The following is a 12,208-nucleotide window of genomic DNA, read 5'->3' as shown; positions in this document are numbered from 1 at the left end:
CAAGGGGTGCGCCGCCCTTTGCCTGCCACGGGGGAAAGGATGGAACGGATGAATCTGCGAGGCAAGGCGCGCGACGAGTTTCCGCTGGGCTGGTGGCACTCGGGGCGCTGGTGGCTCGAGGGAGCGCGCGAGCTGGCGGTGAACTGCCTGGCCGCGTTGGCTGCTGTGTTCTTCCTGCGCGAGGCGCTGCGGCTGGTCCGCCATCGCGACAGCCCCGCTGATCTGGCGCGCCGGCGGGTGCCGACGGAGGGTTGGGTGGCCGGGCTCCTGCTCGGGTGCATGGCTTTGGGTAGTTCAACGGCCCTGGCGGCCGTGGCAGCACAGACGGGCTCCTCTGAACGGGGACTGGTCCAGGCGGCGGTCCTCATCGCCATCTTGTGGTGGCTGGCCAACGTGGTCGTTTCAGTAACCGCGCTTGCGGTGCTGGCCAGGTCGCGGGTCCGGCACCGGGACACCTGGGCCGAGATCGATTTCGTCGAGACACATGCGCCAAAGTACGGACGGCCGCCGGAGACGATCGAGGAGTACCGGGCGCTGCGCCTGAAGGGCGGACGGCTGTAGGGCTCATACGGGACTGCCAGCCAGTCAGACACAGGAAGACCCCGTGGACGTGATGTCCACGGGGTCTTCCTTTCCCGTCGGGCGGCAGTCGTACTGCAGCACCGGCCTCAATCCCTCCGGGGGCCCTTGTCGAAGATCCGCGAGATGCGGTCGATTCCCTCGGCGCTGAAGATGTCCGAGACGGCATCGGCGGTCCCGCTGCGCGGCAGCTCCGAGCGCAGGGTGAGCTTGGCGTACCCCCTGGTCGGCCGGGACTCGATGACGTAGACGATCTCGTGCGAAACGAAGGCCGAAGTGGCCGAGTCCGGCTTCTTCTGGTGGGTGAGCACCCGGAAGCCGGCCCGGGTGCCGATGTAGTCGAAGAAGCGTGTGAGGTTCTCCTCCTCGAGCTGCCGCCGCTCCCCCGCGTTGCGGCAGGAGACTTCGATCAGCTGGATGTGCGTGCAGTCGACATCGTCCGTCGGCCGGCGGATGTCGTCGAAATCCCAGGTGGCTCTTGCTGCACGCAGCTGCTCGTCGCTGGGGTACGCCACCCGCTCCTTGTAGTACCTGATCGGTCCGATGAGCGTCATGTCCGACCTCCTGCATCCTGTCTGGCGCGCGGGCGCATCCCGGGAGAGAAAAGGCAGAGCCCCGCGGACGCGTGGTCCACGGGGCTCCGGTGCTGCAGGTCGATCGGGGCAGTCAAGGGGTCAGCCTCCTCAGCCGCAGTACTTGGTCTTGACGGCCTTGCCCTGCTCGCTGTCGACGGGCACGAGCACGACGTCGTTGACGCCGTTGGAGAAGACGAACTCCATGGTCGACTTGTCCTTGCCGAAGGTGATCGAGCCGGTCTCGGTGGTGCTGCGGCCAGCCTCGGTCCAGTCCACGGAGGACTTGGACTCGTTGATCTTGCCGGTGCCGCGGACGGTGTAGGCGTCCTTGAGCTCGCCCTTCGCCGCGGCCGCCTTCGGGTCGTCGAGGACGGAGTTGATGGAGTGGCAGGCGAGGTCCTGGCGGCTCGCGGTGTCGAAGTAGGTGATCCGGTCACCGTCCACGACGACGATGTCGCCGTTCTGTCCTTCTGAGGTGGCGAAGTACCGCCCGTCCCCGCCGGAGCTGCTGCAGCCGCTGAGCACCAGCGCGGCACATGCCAGGGCCGCAGCGGTCGCGGCCAGCTTCGTCCGCGTCACCTGTGCGGTCCTGGTGATGTCCATGGTCTTCTCGTCCTTCTGGTCGGTCCTGTCGTCCTGGCTCTGTGTCCAGGCAATGAGTGTTCGGAAGGTCCAGCGTCTCGGCTCCACAGTTCAGAACTGTTTCCCCGAGCCCCCGTTCCCAGGCCACGCCCGGGAGCCGAAGCTGGACTATCCACGCCCGCCTGGACGGACGATCTGCTCAGCCGGGGCTGAGCAGGATTTCCACTCGTATACCTATTTTCTCTACCAGTATGGCAGATCAGGTACCACCTGTACCACCTTGCACATGTCAGTCAGGAGATGACAGGGACAACTCCAGACACAGAGAGCAGCACGCGGATCCGTGCGCGGAGAACGCCTGCAGGACCTCGGCGTCGTGTCCGGTGTGCCACTCGGACCCGTCGGGGCCGGGGGTTACACCGCACGCGGGGAGGAGGTGACCTGATGTGGAGTAGAGGTGGTGGACGGTGCGGGGGGCAGAAGCAGCTGGCATGTCCCCATTGTCCATCGGCACTGGTCGACCTGGTCAGGAACTTCCGTCTGGATGCAAGCCAAGACCGAGGTTAGGCCTGAAGAGGTTCGTCGCAGGCTTTGCATGCCGTCCGACCACCCACGCTCGATTCATCGACGACCAGCAGCCTTTTGGGGTTGTCGTCCCAGACATTGCCCACTGAGTTGCACCAAGCAGGGTGGAAGACCTTTCCCGAGCTCACCACGTAAACCTGGCCTGGACCTATTTTGGGTGAGCCATCGCTGCGGCGTGATACTGGTTCGACGGGGTGTAGCTGTCCTAGTTCTTTGGACTCCTGCTTGGCTTTTGCTGCCGCCTGCCAGGCGCGGCGCGGACGAGGTGTCATTGATCCATCAGTTTCTGTTGAGGCCGAAGTCTTGTCATCAGTGCGTCATTGTAGTGGGACTCGGCCGAATCTACTTCGTAGATGGCGTGCCGGCTCCGAGAACGCGAAGAAGGCTGAAGACAACGGCAGGCTACCTACGGCCCAGAGCACGGCCACGACGACCCTGTCCTGGTGTAATGTCAGAGCCCGAGCTTATCCGTTGGCTCATAATGAGGTCGTCGCTGTTCGGATGTCCCGCGGTCGGAACGGGCCCTCAACCCCTTCTGTCAGTCAGTCATCCTCGTAGTCGCCTTCAGCTAGCTCCTCATCCAGGTCAGCAAGCTGAGGGGCTGTGGGAGCTCCGATTGGTTCCGGGCCGCTGATCTTGAACATCATCCAGATACGAGCCGTGAGATTCGCGCGCCGTTGATCGAAGAACGCGGTGAACTCGTCAACGGAGTGCGGTAGCGGCGACGGCAGGGCATGTCGTTCGAGGAATGCGCTTCGATTATCCGGGGATGGATATTCCGCAGCAAGCCAGTCGTCCGGCGCTTTGTCAGACTTGCCGATGTTTTCGAGCCCTGGGAGCAGCTGCAGGTTCGGCAGGCGATCCCGTTTTGAGACAAGCTCCTCGATGGACTCCGGGGTGAACAGCGGTGTGCCGTCGGGGTTCTTGAGACGCGCCAGTACTTTCTTGTTGAACCGCGCGGCCGGGAATACATGGTCGACGTGGAACAGGTTACGCGTGTCAACATGCGGGAACAGGGCTGCAAGCACTGCAAAGGTCCGGGCTTTCCCGTACTCCAGGGTCAAGATGTCGTCGACCAGGGCATCTGTGACCGCGAGCGACTTACCGCGAAGTGCCATCGCCTGTTCGATTGCTGCGACCGGGAACCCCGAGGCACCCTGCGCCTTGATGACCTCGCGCAGGTCACGAAGCAAGGTGTCCAGGCCAGAGCCCCAGACACCGCGGACGATGAGAGACCGCAGAACCCATGACCGAAGAGCTTCACGATCTTGGCGGGACGCAGGTGACTCACGGTATGCGTGTCCGAGCTTCCGGCGATGCACGTAATACGCAACCGGTATGAGGACGCTGTCCGCGGTGAGTGCACCGCCGGACAGACCGAAATCGCTAAGAAGTCCGACCGCAACGTGGAGGGATGTACTCATGACATCCCAGCCGGCCTCGAGCTTGGCCATGTTGGGCGTGCTGAAGTTTTTGACCTTGAACCCGATGTCACCGATGTCCGCAAGCACCAGTCCCGATTTCAGGATCGTGTCCCGGGAGAAGTTGAACCCGTTTCCCGTCTGGTTTAGGGAGTCCACCAGGCCATGGACAGCGGCACGGGCATCACCCTCCCATTGCGCTGTGGCGATGGACAGGAGCAGGTCGCTGTAGGAGAGGACGGTGCCGCCGGAGTTGACTCGCACGAAGATGTCGAGGACACGTTCAATGTCCTGCACGTCTTCTTCATAGAAATGGAGGCTCGCGCTGTGGTGGATCGCCTCCCAGAGCTTAGATGCGAACTCCATTGCTTTCAGGTTGTTCCCGACGCCGTACTTCGCCGGAATCATCATCATTGCTGAAGGTTCGGCTGCGTCGAAGATCTCGGACACCGGGAGCCACGACTTGCTCTCGTCGGCTGCCGCTGCGTCGATGTCGGTTTTGGTCAGGAATTGGAAGTGGTACTTGAGGCCGAGCTCATTCTCGGGGGCTTCATCCAGAAGGTTCAGGTAGAGACGACGCTCCGGGTAGGACCATGGCTTGTTCGCCCAGCCGCCATGGACCTTATAGGCGTAGGTACCTCGAAGTCCGATATTGAGTGACGTCAGTCTCTGCTGACCGTCAAGGACCGCGATGACTTCACGGTCGGTGGGTATGTCGACTACTGGGTTGTGGCGGTTGTTGAAAGCGCTGTAGTCCTTCATGAATCCGTAGAACTTGAACTCGCTGACTGTCGCCGGCAGCACCTTCCACGAGAGGAAGCTCCCAACCGGGTAACCGCGCATGATGGAGTCGAACACCCGGATGATCTGGGTAGGTTTCCAGACGTACTCTCGCTGGATTGCCGGAAGTATGAGCTTGTTCTCCTGGATCTGTCGCAGCGCCTTTGCGATCGACATCGGCTCTTTGTGTCCCATGGGCCACACTCTACGCGGCACCCCAAGATCCGAGTTGAGACACACAAAGTTGTCATCATCCATTTTCGCAATGCTGACTTGAGGGCTGCCTTCTTTGCCAGGTGCTCGGCCTGAACTATCCAGGGGATGAGCCGCTGATTCGCCGTGCAATGGGTCAGCGCCGCCGGAAGAATCGGTGCCAGTAAGCCTCTTCTGCGTCCATCAGCATCTCGTAGGTCCGTTCGGCCACGAATTTTCCAAAGTAGGGACGTTCTTCGACGTTCAATGCTCCCAGGGAGACAAGGGCGGCCGTCAGCAGCGCATCGTCCTCGATCGAAGGCTCTACCCATTCCCGCACGCCATCGGCGGCAAGGTCCTCCCAGACATAAGGCGAGGTTGCTATGGCCTCCCTGGCCGCGGCAAGGCGTACCTTCACGTCCCCGCTGCGGGACCGCATGTAGAGGTGCACTTGATATTCATCCGAAGCCGGGGGCGCAAGAGGTGCCCCGTCGGCTAACAAATGATGAGCAGCAATGACCTGGTATCGGGCCCGGACAGGGTGCCGGTTGTGGAGGTCCTGGCGGATTTCCCTGATGCGGTGTCCTGGGCGCAATGCTGCACTGCCAGGGATATGGTCATCCCGCCTTGTCTCGCTGTGTGGTGCCATGGCGTGTCCCGACAAGAGGCTAATAGGCTGCTCCCTTCCCCATGATAGGCCCGGTCCGGTCGCGGGTTGTGGCACTGGAACGAACCGCTCCCTGTCAGTTTTTCCACATAAGCCAAGACGCCCCTACCGGCGGCTGGCTGCTGATGCTGGACTCGATTCATGCTCAGTTACGAAGACATCATTTTGCTTGGTGAGGAACGCGGGTCCTCGTCATCCAGGAGCACCAGGAAGGTCGCTGCCGGTGCGGCCAGACCTGGGATTGACGGGCGCTGACTTGCCAAGTCGCCGTCAGAGACGACCCACCGTGTTCGAGGGCGGCTGCAGCGAATTTCTGAAGTGATGTGGTGTGATGTGATCATTTCTTCTCGTAGCAGCGCACCGCGGACGCTGGGATTGCTGCACCGGTGGCGGCGAGCTGGTAGATATCGTGTACCGACAATGCGCGGCCGGAACCTTCAGTACTGAAGTCTCAGGGCATACTGGTGACTTACTGTTCTATGATTCGCGCGTGTCGACACCCTAGCGGACCATGTGGTTGGAGCTGGCGTGAGCTTGAATAATGAAGATGGGGGCAGACATGACCTTGATAAGTGAAGATGATGTCAAGAAGAAACTGAACATCGACTCGTGGCGGAATCTTTCGAAGGACAAGTTCCTCAATTTCGTGGCGGAAATGCCGCACATGAACAAAGAAGTAGCGCTTCAGGCGATTGCGCAGTTTCCCAATTTCAAATCACTGGTAGACGAGACGATGAACTCAGTCGAGCAGCACTCTGTTAGTGCGCAAAAATACGGCTGGAAGAGTCAGAAGAAGGTTCATAAGGCTTTTAGTTCCTACCGCAAGACTCTCAATCGCGAACTGGAACGCGAGAATCTGAGCACCGAGGACAGATTCAAGATCCTTGAGATGCTTCGCGAAGCAGTGAACATGGAGTCTGAAAAGGACACCGAGCACAAGGCCTTCCAAATGAAGTTAGTCACAATTGCTGCGACGGTCGGCATCGCCGCGGTTGGAGCGGCCGTTGCAGCCCTCGGCGGAAAGGCCGGATTCGGTAGCGGCGACAATAGCGCGTAGGCGGAGTACGCCACAGTCCAAACTTGCTGATGCCTGACTTCGTTCCCGTTAGCTATCCCCTCAGTGTGGTTCCGAGCGGCCTGGAACGTTGGCAACTGACGTCAAGCAGGCTTGAATCGCGAGGCTACCGACTCACGCATAGCCACAACATCAACGTCGCCGGCTGACATTTCTACAAGTAGTTTTGCTAGCCGTTTCGGCCAAAGTACATGAACGCCATGGGTCGAGAATGCGCCCCCGATCAGGGGCCAGTCGGCTTCGATAAAGCACAGCGCCCCGGTGACCGGAACATCCCCGACGAGGTCTCGCACGGCGTCGACCTGTTTGAGCACCCCATCGACCAGTTTCGTGCTATCACGTCGGCCGACGAGGAGCTTTTCGACGCGTGGGCGCAGGATGCCACCCTCGATCTTCAGCTCAGGCCGCCCCTTGTACCTTTTGGCGTCGATGACCCAGATTCCAGCGCGAGTGATGGCGATGTGGTCGATGTTGGCTTTCGAGCCGGGAATGCGTCGGTCGTGAAGGACAGCGAGGCCATCGGCGGCCAGGGCATCCAGCCGAGCGCCGAGGCGTTCCTCACCGACCGCGCCCCGTTCCCACGACTTGGTGTGCTGCCGTTCATCAGAGAGGGCGACTGCGAGGCCTCCAAACCGCCCCCATTTCTCGCGGAGCTTTTCCTCGTCCTTCGCCTTGCGGCGCTCGTATTCGCGTCGGGCTGACGAGCCAGCGATTCCGGACTCAGTGGATAACGACTCATCACCAGTTGGCTCCAGGTCGGGGGACATGGTTTCCGTAGCGTCGGTGGCACACTCCAAGCAGCGGACGGTCTTCGTCTCGCTCTCATGGATGGCTTCTGTTCCGGCCGGAAGAGAGGCACCGCACACCCTGCATCCTCCGGCGTACCGAAGCCTCATCTGCCTCATGAGGACGCGGAGTGGATCACCGACACGGACAGAGTCTGCAGGTAATTTACGACGGCGGAACTTGTCGGATCCGCCGCGCTCCAGTGAGCTGTAAAGACCACGAGCGACATGCCGCTACGTCGTCTGCTGGCTGTCGGAATCCGGGAATTCGCGGAGTGCGGCTGCTACTGCTCTGACCGCCACCGGGTCTTCGGCCCAATGCCGGCCTGTGCGCGTACAGGCGTGAAAGTTTGTCACTTTCGAGGCCTTGGCAGCCTCAGTGAGTTCTGCCCACGCTACCCGCAGTTCCTCCTGGAGCTCCGGTGACGTGGGCGCGTCCGGGACAGGAGCTGCCGCCCCAACTGGACTCGTGCGTGCTGCGGTTGCGGCTTTTCGCTGAAAAAGACTTCTAAAACCCATTTCCGTGTTCCCCCCTTTTCCCCTACCCAGAGTATCAATGCTTTCTCAACGCGTCCGGGACCTCCGAACCCAGAAGACTGCTGCGATGGACGTGTTCAGCCCGGCAATCAGGCCCTCTCCGCGTAGCTTCACCAGTGCCTCCAGCGGCCCCCCGTCCAGGACGTGCTCAACCGGAAGGTCCTAAGGAGCCGGTTCGGCTATCTCGTATCCTGCGCGTCTCGCGAGCTCATCGAGGCCGGGATTCGGCTGCCATGGTTCGTCGTTGAACACGAAGACGTTAAAGGTCTCAGTGGAGTCCCAAACGCCGATCGCCGCCAGGTAGTCGAGACGGAGGGCATGTTTCCGCAGTCGCAGGCGCAAGCTGGCCTCCCGGATGGCAGCCTCCCGGGTGATGCCCCGAGCGAAGCTGAGGAACAGTATGCCCCGACGCTGACCCGGTCCCGCGATGCCGAAGCCGACAAACTTTGTGTGCATCTTTCCGTCCATACGGCTCTCCCGACGCAATGTGAGGAGTAGATCCCCAATTTCTTGCCGGAGTGGTCCGTCAAGGTCGAGAAGGTCAATGCTGGTTGAAAGCCAACCGTAGGGGCGGTGTTCGTTGAGCGAGTCAAGCAGGCCCGCCAGGCCCGCCGGGATCGGCTGTTGGGGCTTCTCAGCTGCAATTGCCCTATCTCCACGAGAGTACTCGTACCCGGCGTCAAGCCTGTCCGTCTGGCTAGGCAGCATTGCGATCCCGGGCTGTCCAGGTTCGGTATAGAGGCCCGTGGTGAGGTACCTCATGAAATAGTCGAGCTCCTCCGAAGCGCGGAATGAGCCGGACATGTTCATTTTGCGGCGACGTAGAAGGTAGTGAATGAACTCAGATGGGCGCCCAAGCACCTCGGTGATGATTTCCAGATCGTGCTGGTTTACGATCCAGGGCGGGTCATCCTGCCCACTCAACAGTCCGCTCCGGGTCAGTTCCTCGACGACGGTCGAGACTGCGTTTAGGTTGTCGAGCGAGAGGGTGATCGTGAGGACTTCCCTCCCCGGAACGACAGGGATATGGACGTCCTGCACTTGGGAATGCGGCTGCCCCTCAGAGTTCAGGAGCGTGGCCCGGCTGAGACTAAATACCTGCCCGTCGTTTAGGAGCGCGCGCAGTCGGCTTGCCTGCTCGTCTGCGTCCAGGACTATCTTCTTGAGGTCCAGAAACATCCGGCCGGGGTTCCCCCTGAGTGCCGCGGGGGAAAGGGGTTTGCTTTTCATCTCAACGATGATTGCGAAGCGATCGATGAACAGCAGTCCATCGCCCTCAAATTTCTGCGTTTCATCACGGTCTTGGTAGTAAACCGATTGGTAGGCGACATCCGGTTTGAGCACTCTGACCAGTTCCGCGAGGCCCTTCGATTCAAGGAGTCCACCACGATGGTCACTGTATTCGGTGACTGATCGGCTGCGCTTGAGTGCATTCTCCAGCGCCGGACGAATCGCATAGAGCAGGGATGTGGGCTGAATCAGGATCCAGCGCCGCTCGCCGTCTACAAGGCGGCTGGCAAAAGGCTTCCTCTTTACGAGGTTGTCACCTGCAAGGTAATCGGACACCACGTTTTCGGACTGAACCTCGAGGTCGATGGAGAAATCAGACAGCATCTTCACCAAAAGGGCAGCGTCCATGGTGCTCTCGTCAGCCAGCTCTGCAGCTGAGAAAGACCCAAAGCCCGCTATCTGCTGGAACACCGCAACCTGGACGAGATGGTCGAGAGCTTCCGCATCCTCCATCCCGCTTGCTTCAATGGTCGCTCGGACTTCCTCGCTCACCGCCAGTTGCTCTTCCAGGAAAGTTCGGGCCTCTTCGCCTGAATCAACTAGCTTCCTCTGGAGCCAGTCTGCTGTTGAATCGAAGAGCTCAAGTACATCCGCGACCCCGTAGCCAAGGATTTCGCGGACGGCCGTGTCGATTGCAGGCGGCGAGAACAGCTCCCCCAGCAGTGTCCGTTCCTTGTCGATGTACTGACGGTTGCGCATGTAGAGCTCGGCGGACACGATCGACAGACGCATTCGTGATTCGATACGCGGCGGGATAACATCCGCGGACGTGTCCTGCTCGTTGGCGAACACTTCATCGGCTTGCTGCAATTCAACGTGCAAGCGTATGGCTTCAAGATCCAAAAGAGCTCTTAGCTTTCCATGTAAATCTTCCAGCTCCTGGCCCGCAGTCTGCGTCACATCACCCACAACTCGCGGCCCGCGCTCGACAAGCAGCAATGCTGCGAGCTCCGTCAGGCTCGGCAAGGACTCATGCTGACTTTCAACGTAGGAGTCAATGTCGGTAGGCAGCGACACCAAGTACAGGTTCGCTATGACATCGAACGCATCCAGATGCGCAACTATGCCCCGAAGTTCCTCGATTGCTTCATCACGTTGCCGGGTAATGTTCTCGAGTGCTTCTTCCAATGATTCGGACGCTTCATAGAGCCGTTCAAGAGCCGTCAACTGTTGTTCGAGAAGACGAGCGAACATTGAGCCGCTGGCGGAGGAATCTGTCATGATGCTAGTTTGACTCGTCGTCGGCAATGACATCTTCTATCCAGCCAGATCCGGAGGTCCGCAGTGGGTTGGGGCGGACAAGCCCCACCAGCCTCCTCACACCGCCAGGACGACTCATCGCCTTAACCATCCCGCAGCTGATTGCAATCTGTCAGCCACCGCTGCCAGACCCTTCCTGTTCGGCCCCAGCCCCGTCGATGAGCGCTGCGAACTGAGAGTTGCTGAGCACCTTCAGTCCGAACTCCTCTGCCTTGTTGCGGACTGCCTCGTCGCCGGAGACGACGAACCACTCCGGTGCCATGAGGTACTGGCTGTCGTGCTCTCGGCCCTCCAAAGCGCATGCGATGACCAGCGGGTCGGCGTTGCCCAGGTTGGCGTAGAGGTTGACCAGTCGCGTGTCAGTGTCCGGCACTGTGGCCATTACTTCGACCAGGAGTTGAAGCACCCTTGGCGTCGTCGGATGGACGTTGTCGCGCAGAGATTGGACGTCTGGAAAACCATTGGCCTCACGTAGCACAGCCTCTGGGATGACGGCACTCTCCAGAAAATACTCGCTCGCTCGTCGCTGCCTCCCAAGCTGACTGAGAGCGTTCGTGTCGACAACGTAGCGTCGCCCGAAATCGCTCATCCGAGAGCCCGCCTGAGATCGTCGATCTGGGATGGCTTGAGGTGGTTCAAGCAAACTGCACGGCAGAACTCACCTGGTGAGATGCTCTGATTATCGAGCGCGTGCAGCATTCGCAAACTGAGCTCCTTCCCGTTGTACTTGCGAACAGCGTTCTCTGGGAGAATCCGATTTCGAGGACCGCCCTTCGGGAGGCTCCGAAACTCCTCTCGCAACTGCGCAAGGTAGCCGGTCGCTGTCTCAGCAGTGATCCTTCCCAGCCTCATCGCGCGTACTGCGACGGCGCTGGGAGTGACCTTGAACTCGTCCGACGCGATCCTCATCTCGTCGAGCGACCTGGGTCCAATCGCCTCAAACCGCTCGCGCGGCATCAGCATCGCACCAGCGATATCGTACTCCCGCCCGGGATCCGTCTGAGCGTTGCCGCCGTCCCAGGTCATTGGAGCAAATATTCTTCGGGCTACCAGCACCGTCATCAGCGCAAGAGTAAAGAGGGTCCGACCATCAGGCTCCTGGTCGTCACCGTGGTCTCCTCCTGCCAGAAAGATAAACGGGACCTTGTTGTCTCGGATCGTCATGCCACTGAACTTGACGTGCGTCAGGCGCTGCGGCATGTAGTGCTGGACACTTCGCGACACCAAGACCTGGTTGGCTTCGAGACCGTCGATCATGAGATCGAGCGCCTTCTCCTTGCTTTTGCAAGCACGGACTGCCTCGTGAGAAAGGCCGATGGCCGCCATAAGCCGTGCTGCGTCGGCTTCGACCGATGACCGGTCATCACGGAGCAGGCCTACAATCTTGTTCCGCTGGAGCGAGTTATCGTGCTTCCGGACGAGTTGCTGTTTTCGGATCAGGTCCTTGACGATCAGTTCGACGTCCCGCAGCTCCACCTTGGCGCGGGACCCTATCGAGAATGTGTCTTTGCTAAGTCCCGCGAGTAACTTCTCGGTCTTCTTCTTCACTTGCTCCTGCACCAGCGCAAGCGGAGCGAAGAACAGTGAGTATGGGATGTCGCCTTTGTCCGCAAGCCGCACGAGGTCGGAGAACTTGATTCGGCGTGAGTCTAGCGCATTCTCATAGTCCTTATAGGTTCCCGCCACAGAATTGTCGAGAAGCGTCCGGAAAACCGCCTCGTCAATCGGGACGGCCTCTCCATCCAAAAGGACGTCGATCGCCATCTCAGATCACCCCCAAGTGAACATCGTATAACTCGCCGCGCATCTCCATGAGTTCCACTTTGAGTCGAGTGTCGGAGGAGCCTATGTTCGGGTCCGCGTCCGGCGATCAGGGGCGC

11 protein-coding genes are annotated in these 12,208 nt (G+C 60.2%); 2 read left to right on the top strand and 9 right to left on the bottom strand.

Going from position 1 to position 12,208, the window contains the following annotated elements:
* Window positions 1-48: 48 nt before the first annotated feature.
* Entirely contained in the window at window positions 49-561 is a 513-nt protein-coding gene (locus AC1DJW_RS02990; RefSeq protein ID WP_071416349.1) for a hypothetical protein, read from the top strand.
* A 107-nt stretch (window positions 562-668) separates the two neighbouring features.
* Here AC1DJW_RS02990 and AC1DJW_RS02985 read toward each other — a convergent pair whose 3' ends face one another.
* From AC1DJW_RS02985 to AC1DJW_RS02965, 5 genes are all read right to left on the bottom strand, one after another.
* Window positions 669-1,133 carry a hypothetical protein gene (locus AC1DJW_RS02985; RefSeq protein ID WP_476900654.1) on the bottom strand — a complete coding sequence of 155 codons (465 nt, stop codon included), beginning with the start codon at window positions 1,131-1,133 and terminating at the stop codon, window positions 669-671.
* A gap of 129 nt (window positions 1,134-1,262) precedes the next feature.
* A complete protein-coding gene (locus tag AC1DJW_RS02980) occupies window positions 1,263-1,844 on the bottom strand; it encodes a hypothetical protein (protein ID WP_476900653.1) in 582 nt (193 codons plus the stop codon).
* A gap of 181 nt (window positions 1,845-2,025) precedes the next feature.
* Window positions 2,026-2,229: a hypothetical protein gene (locus tag AC1DJW_RS02975; protein WP_476900652.1), complete on the bottom strand. Its 204-nt coding sequence runs from the start codon at window positions 2,227-2,229 to the stop codon at window positions 2,026-2,028.
* Window positions 2,230-2,863: 634 nt separating this feature from the next.
* Entirely contained in the window at window positions 2,864-4,717 is a 1,854-nt protein-coding gene (locus AC1DJW_RS02970) for a DUF262 domain-containing protein (RefSeq protein WP_476900651.1), read from the bottom strand.
* 154 nt (window positions 4,718-4,871) lie between these two features.
* Entirely contained in the window at window positions 4,872-5,363 is a 492-nt protein-coding gene (locus AC1DJW_RS02965) for a hypothetical protein (protein ID WP_476900650.1), read from the bottom strand.
* Window positions 5,364-5,928: 565 nt separating this feature from the next.
* Between AC1DJW_RS02965 and AC1DJW_RS02960 the strand changes: the two genes are divergently transcribed.
* Window positions 5,929-6,438 (top strand): hypothetical protein, encoded by a 510-nt coding sequence (locus AC1DJW_RS02960; RefSeq protein ID WP_476900649.1) that lies wholly within the window; start codon window positions 5,929-5,931, stop codon window positions 6,436-6,438.
* Window positions 6,439-6,539: 101 nt separating this feature from the next.
* Here the strand turns inward: AC1DJW_RS02960 and AC1DJW_RS02955 are convergent, their stop codons facing one another.
* From AC1DJW_RS02955 to AC1DJW_RS02940, 4 genes are all read right to left on the bottom strand, one after another.
* Window positions 6,540-7,223, bottom strand: a complete 684-nt coding sequence (locus AC1DJW_RS02955) for a nuclease-related domain-containing protein (RefSeq protein ID WP_476900715.1) — start codon at window positions 7,221-7,223, stop codon at window positions 6,540-6,542.
* Between the two features lie 717 nt (window positions 7,224-7,940).
* Window positions 7,941-10,196 carry a hypothetical protein gene (locus AC1DJW_RS02950; protein WP_476900648.1) on the bottom strand — a complete coding sequence of 752 codons (2,256 nt, stop codon included), beginning with the start codon at window positions 10,194-10,196 and terminating at the stop codon, window positions 7,941-7,943.
* 244 nt (window positions 10,197-10,440) lie between these two features.
* A complete protein-coding gene (locus tag AC1DJW_RS02945; protein ID WP_476900647.1) occupies window positions 10,441-10,917 on the bottom strand; it encodes a PIN domain-containing protein in 477 nt (158 codons plus the stop codon).
* The gene (locus AC1DJW_RS02940) at window positions 10,914-12,092 is read right to left on the bottom strand and encodes an ImmA/IrrE family metallo-endopeptidase (protein WP_476900646.1); all 1,179 of its coding nucleotides are present in this window, start codon (window positions 12,090-12,092) and stop codon (window positions 10,914-10,916) included. The genes AC1DJW_RS02945 and AC1DJW_RS02940 overlap by 4 nt, the downstream gene beginning before the upstream one ends.
* Window positions 12,093-12,208 lie beyond the last annotated feature (116 nt).

The sequence above is a fragment of the Arthrobacter sp. 05L417 genome (assembly GCF_056397865.1).
This window is presented reverse-complemented; position numbering and strand designations above follow the sequence as displayed.

Excerpts from the sequence above, each read along its gene's own strand:
- AC1DJW_RS02975 (WP_476900652.1), bottom strand. The coding sequence starts at position 2,229 with ATGCCAGCTGCTTCTGCCCCCCGCACCGTCCACCACCTCTACTCCACA.
- AC1DJW_RS02990 (WP_071416349.1), top strand. The coding sequence starts at position 49 with ATGAATCTGCGAGGCAAGGCGCGCGACGAGTTTCCGCTGGGCTGGTGG.
- AC1DJW_RS02985 (WP_476900654.1), bottom strand. The coding sequence starts at position 1,133 with ATGACGCTCATCGGACCGATCAGGTACTACAAGGAGCGGGTGGCGTAC.
- AC1DJW_RS02940 (WP_476900646.1), bottom strand. The coding sequence starts at position 12,092 with ATGGCGATCGACGTCCTTTTGGATGGAGAGGCCGTCCCGATTGACGAG.
- AC1DJW_RS02945 (WP_476900647.1), bottom strand. The coding sequence starts at position 10,917 with ATGAGCGATTTCGGGCGACGCTACGTTGTCGACACGAACGCTCTCAGT.
- AC1DJW_RS02965 (WP_476900650.1), bottom strand. The coding sequence starts at position 5,363 with ATGGCACCACACAGCGAGACAAGGCGGGATGACCATATCCCTGGCAGT.
- AC1DJW_RS02955 (WP_476900715.1), bottom strand. The coding sequence starts at position 7,223 with ATGTCCCCCGACCTGGAGCCAACTGGTGATGAGTCGTTATCCACTGAG.
- AC1DJW_RS02970 (WP_476900651.1), bottom strand. The coding sequence starts at position 4,717 with ATGGGACACAAAGAGCCGATGTCGATCGCAAAGGCGCTGCGACAGATC.
- AC1DJW_RS02960 (WP_476900649.1), top strand. The coding sequence starts at position 5,929 with ATGGGGGCAGACATGACCTTGATAAGTGAAGATGATGTCAAGAAGAAA.